The 18,302-nt window shown below is 73.2% G+C and carries 15 protein-coding genes; 7 read left to right on the plus strand and 8 right to left on the minus strand.

Annotated features, from left to right (window positions below; translation table 11 throughout):
* Positions 1-66 precede the first annotated feature (66 nt).
* Positions 67-1,170 (minus strand): PIN domain-containing protein, encoded by a 1,104-nt coding sequence (locus tag AB0B14_RS19220; RefSeq protein WP_357065393.1) that lies wholly within the window; start codon positions 1,168-1,170, stop codon positions 67-69.
* A 220-nt stretch (positions 1,171-1,390) separates the two neighbouring features.
* On the opposite strand from AB0B14_RS19220, the gene AB0B14_RS19225 reads away from it, so the two are divergent.
* Positions 1,391-3,427 (plus strand): glycosyl hydrolase family 28-related protein, encoded by a 2,037-nt coding sequence (locus AB0B14_RS19225; RefSeq protein ID WP_357523317.1) that lies wholly within the window; start codon positions 1,391-1,393, stop codon positions 3,425-3,427.
* 42 nt (positions 3,428-3,469) lie between these two features.
* Here AB0B14_RS19225 and AB0B14_RS19230 read toward each other — a convergent pair whose 3' ends face one another.
* The 4 genes from AB0B14_RS19230 to AB0B14_RS19245 form a co-directional block, all read right to left on the minus strand.
* Positions 3,470-4,099, minus strand: coding sequence for a hypothetical protein (locus tag AB0B14_RS19230; RefSeq protein ID WP_357065390.1), 630 nt, complete (start codon positions 4,097-4,099; stop codon positions 3,470-3,472).
* 67 nt (positions 4,100-4,166) lie between these two features.
* Complete coding sequence (locus AB0B14_RS19235) at positions 4,167-5,267, minus strand: SRPBCC family protein (RefSeq protein ID WP_357065388.1); 1,101 nt, start codon at positions 5,265-5,267, stop codon at positions 4,167-4,169.
* Between the two features lie 54 nt (positions 5,268-5,321).
* Positions 5,322-6,371: a nitronate monooxygenase gene (locus tag AB0B14_RS19240; protein WP_357065387.1), complete on the minus strand. Its 1,050-nt coding sequence runs from the start codon at positions 6,369-6,371 to the stop codon at positions 5,322-5,324.
* A gap of 31 nt (positions 6,372-6,402) precedes the next feature.
* Entirely contained in the window at positions 6,403-7,512 is a 1,110-nt protein-coding gene (locus AB0B14_RS19245) for a hypothetical protein (protein ID WP_357523318.1), read from the minus strand.
* A 295-nt stretch (positions 7,513-7,807) separates the two neighbouring features.
* Between AB0B14_RS19245 and AB0B14_RS19250 the strand changes: the two genes are divergently transcribed.
* The 6 genes from AB0B14_RS19250 (at position 7,808) to AB0B14_RS19275 (ending at position 14,976) form a co-directional block, all read left to right on the plus strand.
* Positions 7,808-10,105 (plus strand): M64 family metallopeptidase, encoded by a 2,298-nt coding sequence (locus tag AB0B14_RS19250; protein ID WP_357523319.1) that lies wholly within the window; start codon positions 7,808-7,810, stop codon positions 10,103-10,105.
* Positions 10,106-10,187: 82 nt separating this feature from the next.
* Positions 10,188-10,460 carry a hypothetical protein gene (locus AB0B14_RS19255; RefSeq protein ID WP_357523321.1) on the plus strand — a complete coding sequence of 91 codons (273 nt, stop codon included), beginning with the start codon at positions 10,188-10,190 and terminating at the stop codon, positions 10,458-10,460.
* Between the two features lie 345 nt (positions 10,461-10,805).
* Positions 10,806-11,213, plus strand: coding sequence for a GntR family transcriptional regulator (locus AB0B14_RS19260; RefSeq protein WP_357065379.1), 408 nt, complete (start codon positions 10,806-10,808; stop codon positions 11,211-11,213).
* Between the two features lie 89 nt (positions 11,214-11,302).
* Complete coding sequence (locus AB0B14_RS19265) at positions 11,303-12,193, plus strand: ABC transporter ATP-binding protein (protein WP_357523323.1); 891 nt, start codon at positions 11,303-11,305, stop codon at positions 12,191-12,193.
* Positions 12,190-13,179 carry a transporter gene (locus AB0B14_RS19270; RefSeq protein ID WP_357065376.1) on the plus strand — a complete coding sequence of 330 codons (990 nt, stop codon included), beginning with the start codon at positions 12,190-12,192 and terminating at the stop codon, positions 13,177-13,179. Before AB0B14_RS19265 ends, AB0B14_RS19270 begins: the two co-directional genes overlap by 4 nt.
* A 186-nt stretch (positions 13,180-13,365) precedes the next feature.
* Complete coding sequence (locus AB0B14_RS19275) at positions 13,366-14,976, plus strand: hypothetical protein (protein WP_357523325.1); 1,611 nt, start codon at positions 13,366-13,368, stop codon at positions 14,974-14,976.
* Between the two features lie 51 nt (positions 14,977-15,027).
* On the opposite strand, the gene AB0B14_RS19280 is transcribed toward AB0B14_RS19275, so the two are convergent.
* From AB0B14_RS19280 to AB0B14_RS19290, 3 genes are all read right to left on the minus strand, one after another.
* Positions 15,028-15,858, minus strand: coding sequence for an ABC transporter permease (locus AB0B14_RS19280; protein ID WP_357065372.1), 831 nt, complete (start codon positions 15,856-15,858; stop codon positions 15,028-15,030).
* Positions 15,855-16,826, minus strand: a complete 972-nt coding sequence (locus AB0B14_RS19285) for an ATP-binding cassette domain-containing protein (RefSeq protein ID WP_357523327.1) — start codon at positions 16,824-16,826, stop codon at positions 15,855-15,857. Before AB0B14_RS19285 ends, AB0B14_RS19280 begins: the two co-directional genes overlap by 4 nt.
* Before the next feature lie 142 nt (positions 16,827-16,968).
* Complete coding sequence (locus tag AB0B14_RS19290) at positions 16,969-18,168, minus strand: ROK family transcriptional regulator (RefSeq protein ID WP_357523405.1); 1,200 nt, start codon at positions 18,166-18,168, stop codon at positions 16,969-16,971.
* Positions 18,169-18,302: the final 134 nt, after the last annotated feature.

Raw genomic sequence — 18,302 nt, forward strand, 5'->3', positions numbered from 1 at the left:
CAGACGCACCGGGGCCCGCCGCCGGGCGCACCAGGACCCGCCGCCGGGCGCACCCGGGCCCGGCGCTCAGCCCTGGGTGGTCAGCAGGTAGTCGTCAGCTTCGGGGCTCCACCGCAGGTCGACAGCCCCGCCGGTGGCCGCGGCCTTGCAGAACTGCAGGAAGCTGCGGTAACCGAGCTTCTTCTCACTGAAGTCGGGCCGAGCCCGCCGCAGTTGGTTCTTCAACCCGGACAGCGCCACCGGGTTGCCGCTGCTGCCGAGCTCCGCCACCACCCCACGGAGCAGACCGAACGCCACCTCCCGGTCGCCGTGCTCGGGCAGCGAGACCTCGGGGTCACCCTTCGCGGGCCCCTCGGCCAGCTCGATCACGTTGTGCTCGGCGAGGTGCCGCAGCAGTTCCCCGAAGGTACGGAACCCGTAGTCGGACTCGCTGAACGTCGGGTCCTTGCGCAGCAGGGTGCGCTTGAGCCGGGAGGCGGTGACCTCGCCGTTGGCGCTGCCCTGCAACCCGGCCACCGTCTGGGCGACCTGGACGGCGAGTGCGTCCACGTCCCGGCCGGGCTCCTCGCCGGCGGGTCGACGGCCCACCTCCGGCTCTGGCTCCGGCTCCCGCTCCAGCTCCGTCTCGGGTGGGCGCTGGTCGGAGCTGGACTGCCGGGTCGGACGACCACGCCGGCTGCGGGTCGGCGGGATGTCCACACCCTCCAGCCGGTCGTAGTAGAGGAACTCGTCGCACGCGGGTGGGAGCAGCGCCGACGTCGACCCCTCGACCCCGACGCCGATGACCCGCTTGTTCAACTCGCGAAGCTTGTGCACCAGCGGGGTGAAGTCACTGTCGCCGCTACAGATCACGAAGGTGGAGATGTAGTCACGCTCGAACGCCAGCTCGATCGCGTCGACGGCCATCTTGATGTCCGCGGCGTTCTTGCGGGAGGCACCCATCCGCTGCGGGATCTCGATCAGCTCGACGTGGGACCGGGTGAGCATCCGGCGGTCCTCGTCGAAGTAGGACCAGTCGGCGTACGCCCGACGGACCACCACCCGCCCCCGTTCGGCGAGCGCGTCGGCGATCGGCCGGAAGTCGAAGTCCGCGCCGCCACGGTGATCGCGTGCCCCCAACGCGAGGTTCTCGTAGTCGAGGAACAGGGCGATCCGGTCTTCTTGATCCACGCGGCCCAGCGTACGCCGGCCGTGGCCGGTCCGGGCGCAGGCGAGGCGCGACACCTCAACTCGCCAATCGTCCATTTCTTGCGGCTTAATAGTCGTCTATTTTCGTGCTTCGATTGTCGTCTTGCAGAGCGATGTCCGGTGCTGCATCATGGCGATCAATGTCGGGCGTCGGGGAAGCGCCGGGCGGACCTCCACCACCACCCACCCAGGAGGGTCACCGATGATTCGCAGCATCCTGTCCGCACGGGGACGACCCGGCCGGCCCACCGGCGCCGCCGTCGCGCTCGCGGCCGGCCTCGCCGTGCTGGTCGCCGGACCCGCCGTGGCCGTCGCCGGTCCATCCGCGTCCGCCGCCGCGCGGCCGGTGGTCACCCGCGCCGCCCTCGACCCGGCGCTTGTCGCCGGGCGCGGCGCCGACGTCGACTTCGTCGAGCAGGAGGCGGAGAACGCCCGCACCAACGGCGAGGTCATCGGCCCCGACCGGTCCGCCTACACACTGCCCGCGGAGGCCTCCGGTCGCCGGGCGGTCCGGCTCACCCCCGGCGAGTACGTGGAGTTCGTCCTGCCCAGCGCGGCCAACGGCATCACCGTGCGGTACAGCATCCCGGACGCGCCACAGGGTGGTGGGATCACCGCGCCGCTGCGGGTCGCCGTCAACGGCAAGCACCTGCGCACCATGACCCTCACCTCGCAGTACTCGTGGCTCTACAACCAGTACCCGTTCACCAACGACCCGTCGGCCGGGCTGCTGCACCCGGACTGGTGGATCACCGAGTGCCAGTGCGTGCCGGCGGTCACCACGCCGACCCCGGTCATCAGCACGCCGTTTCGGCCCACCCACTTCTACGACGAGCAGCGGCTGCTGCTCGGACGCACCTACCGGGCCGGTGACACGATCCGCCTGACCGCACCGACCGGCAGCGCCGCCGCCTGGACCGTCATCGACCTGCTCGACTCCGAGCTGGTCGCGCCGCCGCACGTCCGACTGCTCGCGGCGAACGTGCTCGCGTTCGGCGCCGACCCCACCGGCCGGCGGGACTCCGCCGACGCACTGGACCGGGCCATCGCCTTCGCCCGACGCGCCCACCTCACGGTGTACGTCCCGCCGGGCACCTACCAGGTCAACCGGCACATCATCGTCGACGACGTGACGATCGAGGGCGCCGGCAACTGGTACACGACCATCAAGGGCCGCGAGGTCGCCCTGCCGACCCCCGCGCCGGACGGTTCGGTGCACACCGGCGTCGGGTTCTACGGCCGCGACGCCGCCGACGGCGGCAGCCACAACGTGCACCTGTCCGGCTTCGCGATCGAGGGGGACGTCCGGGAGCGCATCGACACCGACCAGGTCAACGCCATCGGCGGTGCGATGAGCGACTCCACGATCGACGGCCTCTACCTGCACCACACCAAGGCCGGCCTGTGGTTCGACGGGCCGATGCGCAACGTCCGCGTCACCAACAACATCGTCGTCGACCAGATCGCCGACGCGCTCAACTTCCACACCGGCGTCACCGACTCCCTGGTGGCGCAGAACTTCGTCCGCAACACCGGCGACGACGGTCTGGCGATGTGGTCGGAGAAGACGGCCAACGCGCGCAACACGTTCGACCACAACACCGTGCAGTCACCGACGCTGGCCAACGGCATCGCCATCTACGGCGGCACCGACACCACCGTCTCGCACAACCTGGTCGCCGACCCGGTCCGCGAGGGCAGCGGTCTACACGCCGGTGCCCGCTTCGGCGCCGAGCCGTTCACCGGGCACCTGCGGTTCACCAACAACACCACCGCCCGCGCCGGCACGTACGAGCTGAACTGGAACATCGGGCTCGGCGCGATCTGGGTCTTCGCCCTGGACCGCAGCATCGAGGCGGCCGTCGAGGTGACCGGCGACGCGTACCTCGACAGCACCTACAACGCGATCATGCTGGTCAGCGACTGGCCGGTGAAGGACCTCTACTCGATCTCCAACGTGCGGTTCCGGGACGTCCGGGTCGACGGCACCGGCACGTCGGTGGTCAGTGCCCGCTCGGCCGGGTCGGCGTCGTTCGCCAACGTGGACGCCCGCAACGTGGGTGCGGTGGCGGTCAACAACTGCGGTTCGTTCCACTTCACCCCGGCCGGTTCGGAGTTCACGCTGACCGACCTCGGCGGCAACGACGGCGGGTGGCTCGCGCCGTGGCTGCTGCCCAACACCATCACCTGCGACGACCGGCCGCCCGTGTCGCCGCCCCCGCCTCCGGCGCAGTGGTGAACGCGGTGGGCGGCTCGACGAGTCGGGCCGCCCACCGCACCGTCAGCGGGTCCGGACGTACGCCAGCGGCACGCTCGTCGGCTGCCCGTCCCAGCTGCCGAGCAGGGCAGCACCGGCGGCGTCGACAGCGCCGGGGCGACGGACGACGACCAACTCGACGGAGTCGGTGACGACGAGCGTGGTGTCCTCGTCGACCACCCGGCGCACGGCGCCGACCGGTGCCGCGTCGGTGTTCCCGGCGCCGCTGACGGTGACCGTCACACTCGGCTCGCGCACCTCACGCCGACCGTCCACCTCGAAGTACTGCTCCGCCTGGCCGGAGCCGGTGCGGATGGCGTGGGCGAGCGCGGCAGCGTACACCTCGTCGACGCAGCCGTCGTACACCCAGCGCCGGCCCAGCACCGAGTGCTCGGTGGTGCCGACCAACCAGGTGTCCGCACCGTCGAGGGGTGCGGCTCGGTAGGTGAGCGGAACGTGGTGGACCGGCCCGTCGGGAGCCCCGACCAGTATCGTCTCGATGCCGACCTCGCCGGCCGGATCGTCGAAGCGGTAGGCCCCTCGGCTCACCACCTCGGCAGCGGCGGGCCCGGTGTACCAGGGTCGGTCGGGGAGCCAGATCGCCAGCAGTTCGAGCTTCGTGGGGCGCAGGGTCGCCTTGTGCAGCAGTGCCATGACGGCAGCCTAGGGCGTGCGTGTGTCAAAGCCCCTGGCCGGCCGAGGACTTCGACACACGGCCTGGTCAGAGGCCCGCGCAGGGTTGCCCGCCGATCACGCAGCTCTCCGGGCCCCGGGCCTTCGGCCGGCTGTCGCGGACGTCGAAGCTGATCGTCTGGGATCCCCCGGCCGCCACGGCGGCTCCGGTGAAGGTGATCGTCCGCCCGTCCTGTCGCCAGTTCGCGCCGTCGACATCGTCGAGCGTGGTGCCCTCGCCGAGGGTGACCACCACGGCCCAGTCCGCCACCGGTGCGCCGCCCGGGTTGTCGACCACGATCTCACCCGTGTAGCCGAACAGTCGGCTGGAGTCGGTCTCGTACCGGGCCACCACGGCCGCCGGTGGTGGGGGTGGCGGGGGTGGCGCGGCGGACTCGGGCGTGGGCGAGGGCGTCGCCGACGGGGTCTGGCTCGGGCGGGTGGTGGCCGACGCGGTGGTCCGCGCGGGGCGCACCGAGGGGGTGGCCGTCGGCGCGACGGCGGTCTTGCCGGCCGTCACGGACGGCGACGGTGAGGTTGTCGGCGCCGGTGCGGCGGCGGGTTTCGACTCCGGCGGCAACGTCAGCCAGGCCGCCGTCCCCGCCACCAGCACGGCCCCGGCGACCGCGACGACGAGTGTGCGACGTCGGCGGCGGGTGCGGCCGGACGCGCCGCGCGGGCCGACCAGCGGCAGCTCGGCGGTCAGCGCGCCGTCGCCGCGGCGCAGGTCGACCTGCTGGAACGCGAGCCAGTCGAGGATCGCCGGCAGACGTACGGTGAGCGCCTGGCGCAACTGCTGCTCGCGGGGGTCGTGTTGCTCGGCGGACCACGCGCCGTGCGTCGTGACCTCCCGCACCTCCAACCGGCAGCCCTGCTTGGTGGCCGTGACCGCGCAGGTCAACTCGCTGAGCCGGCCGGCCTCGTCACAGGCCAGCACGAGCAGTGTCGGCTCCTGCCGCTCGGTCACCTCGACCTCGACGTTGGCCTCGAAGCCGGGCAACTCGGCCGTGTGCAGCAGCAGGCGGTCCGCGACACCCTCGACCGTGTCGGCCTCGGCGAACCACCGTCCGAGCAGCGACCGATCGGCCAGTGCGCGCCAGACCCGGTCCGGCGGGTGGGACAGGTCGACCTGCGCACCGATCTCGATCACGGCGAGACTCTACGGGTTTCCCGGCCGGCGGTCCCGACCGCCCGAGGCTGCCGGTCAGCCCCAGCGCGTCGACCGCTCGACCGCCGCCGCCAGCGCGGCTCGGGCACCGGCACTCACCCCGGCGACCACCTCGGCCGCCGGCAGGTCCCGCGCGAGGGGGTGCGCCTGCCCCGCCCACAGGTTGGCGACCGACGCGTCCCCGTCGCGCCGGGCGGCGGCCAACAGCGGACGCGTCAGGTGCAGCACCTGCGGGTAACCGGTCGGCGCCGACGCGTCGTGCTGGCGAAGGAAGTCGTTGGCCATTCCCCGGGCTCGCTTGCCGGTGTACGACCGGGTCAGCGCCGTCGGCGTGGTCCCGGCCACCGCCGCGCGGTGCATCGGCGAGCTGCCCGCCTCCGGACAGCGCAGGAAGGCCGTGCCGAGCTGCCCGGCGGCGGCGCCGGCGGCCAACACGGCGGCCAGTGCGGGGCCGTCGACGATGCCGCCGGCCGCGACCAGCGGCCGGTCGCAGCGGGCGGCGGCCAGCCGCAGCAGGGGCAGCAGCGCGTAGTCGTCGTCGTCCGGCAGACCCCCGCGATGCCCGCCGGCCTCGGTGCCCTGCACCACCACCGCGTCCACGCCCAGGTCGGCGGCGGCCGCCGCGGCCTCCGGGCGGGTGACGGTGGCCCACACCTCGGTGCCCCGCTCGCGCAGCGCGACCACCACCGCCCGCTCGGGCAGCCCGAACACGAAGGACACGACTCCGACCGGGTCCGCGAGCAGCGCGGCCACCTTCTCCGGGTACGCGTCGTCCCCGCCGACCGGCTCACCCAGGCGCACCCCGCGCGCGGCGGCCTGCGGGGCGAGCCGTTCGGCGTACGCCCGGACGGCGGCCTCGTCGACGCCGCCGGGGTCGGGCAGGAAGACGTTGACGCCGAACGGCCGGTCGGTGCGCGCGCGAACCTGCGCGATGTCGGCGGTCAACCGCTCGGTGTCGATCATCCCGGCGGCCAGGAAGCCCAACCCACCGGCGGCGGAGACGGCTGCCACCAGCGCTGGCGTGGACGGGCCGCCCGCCATCGGGGCCGCGACGATCGGGTGACGCAACGTGGACAGCACGGACATCCCACCATCCTGCCGCACCGCCGGAGTTGGGTCACCGGCGCGCCGTGTGCCTCCTCCGCAGCACACCGGCCAGCCCGAGCAGCGCCACGAGTGTTCCGACGCCGGCCGCCACCAGCCAGGTGCGGTTGCCCGGGCCGGTGGTGTCCTCGGCGATCGGTCGGGCGAGGGTGGGCAACGCCGAAGCGGCGGAATCTGTCGGGCGCGCGGCGGTGGCCGGTCCGTCGGTGGCCGGGTAGCGCAGGATCGTCGGACGGGTGCCGGGTGGCTGGTCGGCGGACTCGGAGACGGTGAGCAACGAGCGGCCGTCGCGACTGTAGGTGATCGACTCGCCCTGGGGTTCGTCCGGCAACGGGGTGATCCGCGCGGTGCCGGCGGTCAGCGCGCGGACCACGTCGCCGTCGGGCACGTCGTACTCGAACGCGTCGGCGTAACTGCGCAGCACCACCCGGCGCCCGTCCGGCGCGCTCGCCGCGCCGGTGATCACGCCGCGCCCGAGGAACGAGAACGGGTTGCTGGTGCTGGTCGTCGGCAGGGTCACCTGGCCGACCGAGGCCAACGGCGTCGTCGCCCCGGACCGCAGCGCGGCGGTCGGGGCGTACAGGAAGACGGTGCCGCTGCCGCCCTTCGTGACGACCACCGGCCGATCGGACGCGTCGAGCAGCAACGCCTCCGCGTCGTGCGGGCGGTCCGGGTACGTCATCCGGTGCAGCACCGGCTCGTCCGCCCCGGGAGCGAGCCGCCAGAGGGCGATCGTTTCCCGGGAGTGGTCGTTGTCGCCGATGTCGGCGACCCAGACCGTGCCGTCGCGGCCGATGGCCAGGTCCTCGGTGTCGCGGGGGCGGGATGGGTAGGCCACCGCCCGGACCACCTTGCAACGCTTGTCGAGGAAGAAGATCCGGCGGCGGGCCTCGTCGTCGGCACCGTCGTTGATCATGACGTACCCGTCGTCGGTGGCGACCATGCCGGAGAGCTCCCGGAGCCGGTCGTCGCGCACCTGGCAGACGGGCGTCCCGGCCGCCGCCGCACCCGCCGCTGCCGGCGTCAGCGCGACGGCCGGCGCCACCGCCGCGGCGAGCAGCGCCGCCGACGCCACACCCGCACGGGTACGCCGCCCCCAGGTCAACCGCCCGCTTACCCGCATCGCCCACCCTCCTCGTCGCGGCCGAGACCGGCCACCTGCCCATCCTGGCCGATCCCGGCCACCGGCGTGGCCGGCGCGGCGGAGGTAGTCGCGCGTCGTCGACGTGCTGTCACCCCGCGAGCCGAACGGTCACCCCGCCCCCACGATGCGCCGGGGACGGCGCGGGCTTACGTGTCGGCCCGCACCCCGGTACGGTCCGAGGTGACCGCGGTCACGGCCGACCCGGGCGACGGCGCCCCGCCGGGTCCGACGTCCGACGCCGTCCGGCCGCCCGGCACGACGGAAGGGGCGCGGGGTGCGGATCAGAGCGGGGTTGTGCGTCGCGGCGCTCGTCGCGGCGGGGCTGGCGGTCGCCACACCGGCCGCGGCCGCACCGGTGGACGCCGCCACGGTGGTGCCGATCCAGGTGACAGGTGATCCGGCGAAACGGTTCAACCTGGTGCTGCTGGGCGACGGCTACACCGAGGCCGACCTGCCGGCCTTCCGGTCACACGTGGACCGACACCTCAACACCCTGTGGACGATCGAGCCGTTCAAGTCCTACCGCAGTTACTTCAACGTCTACGCCGTCGAGATCGTCTCACCCGAGTCCGGGGTGGACTGCGACCCCGGCCTGTCCGCGCCGCAGCGCGACACCGTCCTCGACATGGGTTTCTGGGGTGGCTGCAACCCGGCCAGCGTGCAACGCCTGCTCACCGTCGACGGCGCCGCCGCGAACGCGTACGCCGATCTGGCCGTCGGCACCACCCCGGGCAACCGGCAGCTGATCGCCCTGGCCAACAGCGGCACCTACGGTGGGGCGGGCGGCAGCAACGCCACCGCCTCCGGCGGCAACGCGCTCTCCGCGCTGATCAGCCCGCACGAGCTGGGGCACTCGCTCGGTGGCCTGCAGGACGAGTACGACTACTACGGCCGTGGGGTGCCCGGCGACACGTACGAGGGGCCGGAACCGGACTCGGCGCACCACACGGTGCTGACCGAGCGGCAGATGCGCGACACCCGCGCCAAGTGGTGGCGCTGGCTGGGCGAGCCGAGCGAGGCGGGCGGCACGATCGGCCGCTACGAGGGCGGCCTGTACCTCCAACGCGGGGTGTGGCGGCCCAGCCGGCACTCGATGATGAAGTCGCTGGGCTTCTACTTCGACCAGGTCGGCCGGGAGCAGCTGACCGAGCGGATCGCGGGCCGGGTCGGCATCGTCGAGGGTGGCACGGCCACCGACCAGCCGGTCGGCCCGGACCGGCTGCTCTGGGTGGACACCCTGCACCCGGTGAGCCACGCGTTGACCGTGACGTGGTCGGTGGACGGCCGGGCGGTGCCGCGTACCGGTAACGCCCGCCACCTGGACCTGCGGACGCTGCGCCTCAAGCCCGGCCGGCACACCGTGACGGCCACGGTGACCGACCCGACGGAGTTCGTCCGCGACCCGGCGGTGCGCCGCGCACCCTCGCTGACCCAGACCCGCACCTGGACGGTGGACACCGGTGTGCGCACCCCGCCGGTGGCGCAGCCACTCGCGATCACCGACTCCACCGCGACCGACCGACCGGTCGGCGCCCGCGACGTGGTGTACGTGCGGACCAGCCAGCCGACCGACCGGGTCCCACGCGTGCGCTGGTCGCTCGACGGCCGGCCGGTGGCCGACACGGGCAGCGACCGGGACGTCCAGTTGGGCGCTCTGCGGCTGTCGCGCGGCACCCACCGGCTGACCGCCCGGGTCAGCGACCCGGTGACCCGGGCGGTGGTGACCCGCACCTGGGCTGTCGACGCGACCGGACCCGACGTCACGTCCGCCCTCTCCGAGCCGCTGCTCACCGTGACCCGGCCGGGCCGACCCACCGAGTACGTGTACAACGGCCCCTTCACCATGGGGCTCACCGGCACGGACGACAGCGCCGGGCAGGTCACCGCCGAGTTCCGGCTCGACGGCGACGGGTGGCACAACTACTACGGCTGGCCCACCGACGCCCGGTCGCCGTTCCGGTTCACCGCCACCGGCACCGACGTGGACGGCCTGGTCTACGGCAACCTCGGCTCGGGCGGCCTGTCGGTGTCCCCGTTCACCGAGCGGTCCCCCGGGTACGGCCGGCACACCATCGACTACCGGGGCATCGACGCGGTCGGCAACATCGGGGCCGCGCGCGCGTTCGTGGCCACCCTGATCCCGCCACCACCGGCCTGCAGCCGCGTGGTCACCGGCCGGCACACCGGCCCGCTGACGGTCACCGACGGCGTCACCTGCCTGCGCACGGCGACAGTGGCCGGCCCGGTCACCGTCGCGGCCGGCGCCGCCCTGGTCGCCGAGGGATCCACCATCGCCGGCAGCCTGGCCTCCTCCCGCGCCGCCGTGGTGGAGCTGCTGAACACCGAGGTACGCGGCGCGGTGGCGCTGACCGGCACCACCGACCACGTCACGGTGGTGGGAGCGCGGGTCGCCGGGCCGCTGGCGCTGACCGGCACCGCGTCGGCGCCCGTCCTCGCCGGCGGCCAGGTGGGCGCGCTGAGCTGCACGGGCGGCCCGGCACCCGTGGATCTTGGCGCCCCGACGACGGTCCGGGGCACGACCGGGGGGCACTGCCGCGCCAGCGGATCGTGACCGGGTGGCAGGTCTGAGTTTCGCGGTGCGGGGTAGGCAGCGGCCCGGCGGCATGTCGACAACCGCCGGGCAGGAGGCTCCGATGAGCACGTACTCAGATGATCAGGGCGACACGTTTCCTCCCCCGGAGGCGGACGCCCACGAGCAACGGCAGGACGCCGTCGACTACGGGCCGCCGGACCGGGTGTCGGGTGACGTCGACCCGGAAGCGTCCGAGGCGGACCTGGCCGAGCAGGGCGCCCTCCCGGCGGGCACGCTCGAGGAGGTGACGTCGCTGCCGGCCGACGCCAACCCGGCCGACGCCCTCGAACAGCGCCAGGTGATCTCCACCCGCGACGAGGGCCGCCGCACCTGACCGCGTATGCCGTCGGCCCGGCCGCCCGTCGCCGGCGGCAGGGTCGCCAACACGTGTGATGCCGGTGAGTCATCAAGATGACTCACCGGCATCACGCTTGTGCGGACGTCCGCACCTGGACGGGTGGCCAGCGAAGCTCAACCGGCGACGACCCGCAGAGCCGCCGCGGTGCCGATGCTCTGGCGAGCCCGGCGTGCACCCCCTCCAGGCTGTCCGCAGCACCCGGGCCGCCACCACGGAAGCTGGCCGCCGCGACGCGCCGCGTCGTGCTTGACAGCGACGAGGGCACCGATGAAGCTGTCTATTAGTCCTACTGTCGTAGGACAACAGGAAGGATCATCGCGAGTGATCGAGTTCGTGTTGGACAGCCGGTCGAAGGTGAACACCTACATGCAGCTCGTGCAGCAGGTGAAGCAGGCGCTGCGCGTCGGTCTGCTGACGCCGGGCGACCAGTTGCCGAAGGTCCGGGACGTCGCGCAGTCACTGGCGATCAACCCGAACACGGTGCTGAAGGCGTACCGGGAGCTGGAGATCGAGGGTCTGGTCGGTGGCCGACCCGGGGTGGGCACCTTTGTGCAGCGCACCCTGGCCGGCGCGTCCCTGCCCAACCAGGCCGAGCTCCGCGAGGACCTGGTCGCCTGGTTGCAGCGCGCGCAGGACGCGGGCCTCTCGGCCGAGGACGTCATCGCCCTGGTGGAGACCACGCTGCGCGCCACCCTCGCCGACGACGCCCCGCAGAAGGAGCCCGCCTGAGCGAGCGCGGCGAGCGAACCACCAGACACCGAAACAAGCGCCGCGCCGCCGCGAGGCGGCGGACGCAGGCGGATCGAGAGGAACAGAGGATGGACATGGTCTTGGAGGCCGACCGGCTGGGCAAGCGGTACGGCAGCACCTGGGCGTTGCGGGACTGCTCGCTGCACCTGCCGGCCGGCCGGATCGCCGCACTGGTCGGGCCGAACGGTGCGGGCAAGAGCACGCTCCTGCACCTGGCCGTCGGGTTGCTCAAGCCCGACGCGGGCGAGGTGCGGGTGTTCGGCAGATCCCCGTACGGCGACACGGAGGGCCTGGCCGACATCGGGTTCGTCGCCCAGGACACCCCGCTGTACCGGGACTTCACCGCCGCCGAGCTGGTCATCGCCGGTGGCAAGCTGAACAGGCGGTGGGACGCCATGCTGGCCCGCCAGCGACTGGCGCAGCTCGGCATCCCCCCGGACCGTCCGGTCGGCAAGCTCTCCGGCGGCCAACGGGCCCAGGTCGCGCTCGCCCTCGCGCTGGCCAAGCAGCCCCGGCTGCTGCTGCTCGACGAACCGGTCGCCAGCCTCGACCCCCTGGCCCGACGGGAGTTCCTCCAGTCGCTGATGGGCAGCGTCGCCGAGTCCGGCACCACAGTCCTGCTCTCCTCGCACCTGCTGGCCGACCTGGAACGCGTCTGCGACTACCTGATCGTGCTCAACTCCGCCCAGGTGCAGCTCACCGGCACGGTCGACGACCTGGTCGCCGAACACCGGCAACTGATCGGCCCCCGGCACGACGGCGGCGTCATCGGGGGCGTCGCCGCCGTGGTCCGGGCCAGCCACACCGACCGGCAGTCCACGCTGCTGGTCCGCACCGACGGCCCGGTCACCGACCCGGCCTGGACGGTCCGCGAGGTCAGCCTGGAGGACGTCGTGCTGGCCTACCTGGCCGACGGCACCACGCAGACCCGGCACAGCGAGTGGGGAGTGGCAGCATGATCTGGCTGACCTGGCGGCAACACCGCAAGCAGGCGCTCTACACCCTGCTGGGGCTCGTGGCGCTCGCCGCCCTGCTGGTGCCCATCGGCCTGGCCATGCGGAACACCTTCAGCGACCTCGGGCTGACCGACTGCGCCAGCCAGCTCGCCCGCGCCGACGTGGCGCAGGCGACCCGGGAGACGTGCGACGCGGGCTATCGGCGTTTCGGCAACCAGTACGGCAGCCTCAGTCTGGTGGCCGTACTGCTGATCACCCTGCCGGCCCTTGTCGGCCTCTTCTGGGGCGCGCCGCTGGTCGCCCGCGAGGTGGAGCACGGCACGCACCGGTTCGTCTGGACCCAGGGCGTCGGCCGGACCCGCTGGGCCCTGGTGAAGTTCGGTCTGGTGGGCGCGGCCGTCCTGGCCCTCGCGACGGTCTACGGGTTGGGCATGTCCTGGTGGGTCGACCCGCTCACCAAGGCCGCGCACGAGGGCCGGTTCGGCATGATCGTCTTCGACCTGCAGGGGATCGTCCCGATCGGGTACACCCTGTTCGCCGTGGCGCTCGGCATCTTCGCCGGCACCGTCTGGAAGCGGATGCTGCCCGCCATGGGCATCACCCTCGCCGGCTACATCGGCGTCCGGGCGGCGGTGGAGCTGCTGGCCCGACGGCACTACCAGCCGGCCCGGACCCAGACGTTCCCGATCGAGGGGGAAGGCCCACCGGAGATCAGCCGGGGGGACTGGATCCTCACCCAGGGCGTCCGGAACCCCGACGGGACGATGATCGCTGAGGGCGGCCGGATCCAGTGTCCGCCGGGCGGCAAGGGGCCGGACGATCGGGTCTGCGGTGCCGAGCTGGGGCTTGAGCCGGGCGCGTACAACTGGCAGCTGTACCAGCCGGCGGACCGGTTCTGGCTGTTCCAGGGGATCGAGACCGGCATCTTCGTCGCCCTGGCCGTGCTCCTGCTCTACCTCGCCATCCGCCGGGTGCGTCGGATCGCGTAGCCGCTCGACGGGTGATCGCCGGGGCCACGGGGCTTGGCGATCACCCGTCCGGCAGGCCGTCGACGCTCCGCGCAGTCGGATTCCGGCCCGTCGCCTACGCGACTCAACGTGCCGATCCACTCACCCTCGGTGCTCCGATGTGGACTCCGGGCCCGGGTTGGCCGGGCCACAGGGATGGGAGCGCGCGTGAAGTCCAGAATCCTCCGTCGGGTCGCCGCGTCGGCCGTGGCGCTCGGCTGCGCCGTGCTGGGCGCGGTGGCGTTGCCGCCCTCGGCGGCGTCGGCCAGCCCGATCCGCAACGCCACCGCCTGGTCGGTGCTGCTGTGCAAGTTCAGCGACAAGCCGGCGGAGCCACAACCGCCGTCGCACTTCGCCAACTTCCTCACCGCGGCCGGGGTCGGCACCGGCGGTGTGGCGGACTACCTCGCCGACCAGTCCGGCGGGCGGGTGTCGCTGGCCGGCTCGGTGGTGCGGGGCTGGTACCCGATGCCGTACACGTTGGCGCAGTTCCAGTCGATCGACAGATGGACCCGGATCCAGCGCTGCGTGGACACCGCGGCGACCGCCGGCTACGCGGTGCCCGCCGGCAACCGGATCGCGGTCATGCTCAACGACTGGGTGGATTCCGGCGCGGCCGGCGGCCGGGTGCTGCTCGACCCGGGTGCCTGGAACGTCGGCTTCGCCGCGCACGAGATGCTGCACGGCTACAACCTGGGTCACTCGTTCTCCAACGACACGACGTACCAGAACGCGCCCTGGTCCCAACCGGGCGAGTACGACGACCCGTGGGACGAGATGAGCGCGATGAACATCTACGCGTTCACCACCGCGAACTACGGCACGAGCGCGGTCGGGCTCAACGGGCCGCACCGCGACGAGTTGGGCTGGCTGCCGAAGAACCGGATCCTCACCATGGCCGCCGACGGGGTCGGTTCGCGCACCGTCACGCTGGCCCCGCTGGAGGTGCCCGCCGCGAGCGGCACGCAGTTGATCCGGATCCCGTTCGACCCGGCCGACCTGTTCCGCTACTACACCGTCGAGTTCCGCCGCAAGACCGGCTGGAGCGCCGGCATCCCCGCCGACACCGTGCTGCTGCACGAGGTCCGCAACGGCACCCCCACCCTGCTGCGCACCGGGCCCGGCGGCGGCCCGGCCCAGTCGCTCAACGCCAACGGTGTGCAGATCGCCGTGAACTGGCTCTCCGGCAACACCGCGTCGGTGACGGTGACCACCGACGTGGTCAACCGCTGCCTGCAGGGGTACGTCTGGCGCGAGGCCCGTGCCGGCGACCTCGTCTGTGTCACAGGTGCCACCCGCAGCCAGGTGTGGGCGGACAACGCCGCCGCCGCGAGCCGCTGGGTGAACGGCCCGTACGGCCCGCACACCTGCGTCGCCGGGTACGTGTGGCGCGAGGCGTACGCCGGGGACGACGTCTGCGTCACCGGGACACAGCGCAGCCAGGCCGCCGCGGACAACGCCGCCGCCCCGTCCCGGCGTAATCCGGCCCGCCTGGTGTCCGGCCCGAACACCTGCGTCAGCGGGTACGTCTGGCGTGACGCCGACCAGTCCGACTACGTCTGCGTCAGCGGTACGACCCGCTCCCAGGTGCTGGCGGACAACGCGGTCGCCACGAGCCGCTGGGTCAGTGGCCCGTACGGCCCGCACACCTGCGTCGCCGGGTACGTGTGGCGCGAGGCGTTCCTCGGCGACGACGTCTGCGTCACCGGGACACAGCGCAGCCAGGCCGTCGCCGACAACGCCGCCGGCCCCGGCCGGGTGTTGCGGCCGGCGGGCTGACCGACCGCGCCCCCGGTGGGTCGACCACCGGGGGCGCATCGGTCGGGCGGGTCAGCCGGCCAGTCGCCGGTAGCGGGCGACCGAGAGCGGCAGGAAGACCGCGACCAGGACGACCGGCCAGAGCACCGCCAGCCAGGGGTAGTGCTGCGCCGCCCAGGAGTCACCACCCCAGCCGGGGTTGCCGAACAACTCGCGGGTGGCGCCGACGGTCGCCGACAGCGGGTTCCAGGCGGCCACCGCGCCGAGCCACGCGGGCATGGTGGACGGTGCGACGAACGCGTTGGACAGGAAGCCGAGCGGAAACTCCAGGGTCTGCACGGCCACCACGGCCGTCTGCCCGCGGGTGACCAGCCCGAGGAAGATGCCGACCCAGATCAGGGCGAAGCGCAGCAGCAGGATCAGCCCCACCGCCGCCAGTGTGGCACCGGCCCCGCCGTGCGCCCGCCACCCGACGGCGAGACCGGTCAGCAGCAGCACCGCGAGGGTGACCAGGGCGAACAGCATGTCGGCCACGGCCCGGGCCGCCAACGGGGCCAGCGGTGCGACGGGCATCGACCGGAGCCGGTCGGTCACCCCACGCTCCAGGTCCTCGGCGACGGCGATCGTGGTGAGGCTGATGCCGAAGACCATTGTCATCACGTACATGCCGGGCAGCAGGAATTCTCGGTAGCTGCCGCCGCCGGGCACCTGCAACGCGCCACCGAACAGGTAGGCGAACATCAGCACGATCAGGATGTTGAAGCCGAGTGCGGCGACCAGCGGGCCGGGATCGCGTCGCCACCGGGCCAGGCCACGCCAGATCAGCGTGGCGCTGTCGGCCACGAGGGCGGGCCGGCCGGGCGTCAGGTCCACCGCCGGGACGGGCGTGCTGGCCACGCTCATGCGGCCACCTCCTCAGTGGTGCGGGTCCGCTGCCCGGTGAGGTGCAGGAAGACGTCGTCCAGGGTGGGGCGACGCAGCGCGACGTCCGCCACCGGGACGTGCACGGCGTCCAGCGCCCGCAGCACGTCGACGAGCGCGCCGGCCCGGTGGCCGACCCGGACGCTCACCATCCGCCGGTCCGCGTCGACAGTCGGTTCGTCGCCGGCGACCCGGCGTACCTGGGCAACGGCGACGGCGAGGTCGGTCGGGGCGGCGACGACCACCTCGATCCGGTCGCCACCGAGCCGGGTCTTGAGGTCGTCGGGGGTGCCCTCGGCGATCACCCGGCCGGCCTCGACCACCGAGATCCGGTCGGCGAGTTGGTCGGCCTCGTCCAGGTGCTGGGTGGTCAGCAGCACGGTGGTGCCGGTGCGCACCAACTCCCGGACCGTCTGCCACACCTCGTTGCGCCCACGCGGGTCCAGTCCGGTGGTGGGCTCGTCGAGAAAGAGGACGTCGGGTGCCAGGATCATGCCGGCCGCCAGGTCGAGCCGGCGGCGCATACCCCCCGAGTACGTGCGGACCGGCTGCTCGGCCGCGTCGGCGAGACCGAAGCGGTCCAGCAGCTCGACCGCTCGCTGCCGGGCGCGGCGGCGACCCAGGTGGAACAGCCGGCCGAAGAGCACCAGATTCTGCCGGCCGCTCAGCGCCTCGTCGAGCGCGGGATGCTGACCCACCAGCCCGATGCGGTAGCGCACCTGGTCGGGCTGGCGCGTCACGTCGAACCCGGCGACCTCGGCACGACCCTCGTCCAGGCGCAGCAGGGTGGACAGGATGCGTACCGAGGTGGTCTTGCCGGCCCCGTTCGGGCCGAGCAGGCCGCACACCGTCCCCGGCCGCACCCGCAGGTCGAAGCCGTCCAGCGCGTAGCGGTCCCGATACCGCTTACGCAGCCCCTGGGCCACTATCGCGTCGCCTCTTGTCGGCACAGTGCTCCCCTTCCGCAGGCGATCAACCCTTCCGCGGGCGATCGACGGAGGCTACCGTACAACATACGGTAGGAGATACGGGATCGATGTGTCGACGAGGGTTGGCCGAAGACCCGGGGCGGGCGCTCGGCGGAGGGTCTCGCTACTCGGTGGTCCCGACCTGGCCGGCCACGCCGACGTTCAGCGGGTCGGCAAGGAGTTTGTCGAAGGCCAACTCGGCGGCGCCGATCAGGACGGCGTCGCGGCCGAGTGCCGCCGCGCGCAGCCGCAGGTGCTCGCGGGAGGCGGGCAGGGGCATGGTGTCCAACCGCCCGCGGACGACGTCCGCCCCGGCGGTGAAGATGTCGCGCAGCGACCCGCCGAACACCACCGCGTCCGGGTTGACCACGTTGACCAGGTTGGCCACCCCGAAGCCGAGCCACCCGGCGACCTGCTCGACCGCGGCGCGGGCAGTTCGGTCGCCGTCCGCCGCCGCGCGCAGGACCTCGGCCACCGCACCGCGGTCGCTCGGGTCACGGCCCGCGTGCCGCAGCAGCGCGGCTTCGGAGATCTCGGTCTCCCAGCAGCCACGTGAGCCGCAGCCGCAGGGCAGACCGTTCGGGTTGACGACCATGTGGCCGACCTTGCCGCTGTGACCACGGTGGCCGATCACCAGTCGGCCACCGACGATGATGCCGGCGCTGATGCCGAGGTCGCCGTGCAGGTAGATGACGTCGTCGATGCCCACCGCCACGCCCCGGACGTGCTCGGCCAGCCCGGCGATGTCGGCCAGGTCACCGGCCACGAAGCCGGGTGCTCCCGTGAACTCCGCCTCCAGTGCGACGGCGAGGGTCTCGTCGAGGCTGGCGACCCGGATCCGGCCGTCCGGGTCGCGGGTGGTGTCGGTGACCGCGGCGGCACCGCCGACCAGCAGCGCGTCGGTGGCCACGGACCGTTCCATGTCCCGGACCAGGCCGGCGAGGGGCCCGACGGCGTCGATGGCCGACATGCCGCTGGGTCGCGAGATCTCCCGCCGGTCGAGGATCTGCCCACCGAGGCCGACCCGGGCGGCACGTAGCCGGTCCGCGTCGATGCTCAACGCGTGGGCGTACACCCGGTCGGAGCGGGGACTGACCACCAGTGACGGGCGGCCGGCGCGGCGGGCGGTGGTCGGTGCCTCCTCGGTGACCAGGCCGCTGGCGACCAGGTCGGCCGCGAGGGCGCCGATGGTGCTTCGGTTGAGGCCGAGCCGGCTGGTCAACTCGGCGCGGGACGTCGGCCCGTGCAGGTGGACGTAGCGCAGCACGGCGCCGAGGTTCTGCCGCCGGATCTCCTCCTGGCTGGCGCCGGGGACCGACGGCAGCGGGGATTCGGTGGTGCGGCCGACGCCGGCTGGCCTGGCCCGGACGGGTGTCGCCACGGTCAGACCTCCTTCCGGGTCGAAGCCGGTTGGCGCGGTGGCGCGAGGACGACGATGGGTCCCGGTAGAGGAGACCC

This window comes from Micromonospora sp. NPDC049171, from assembly GCF_040648275.1.
GTDB lineage: Bacteria > Actinomycetota > Actinomycetes > Mycobacteriales > Micromonosporaceae > Micromonospora.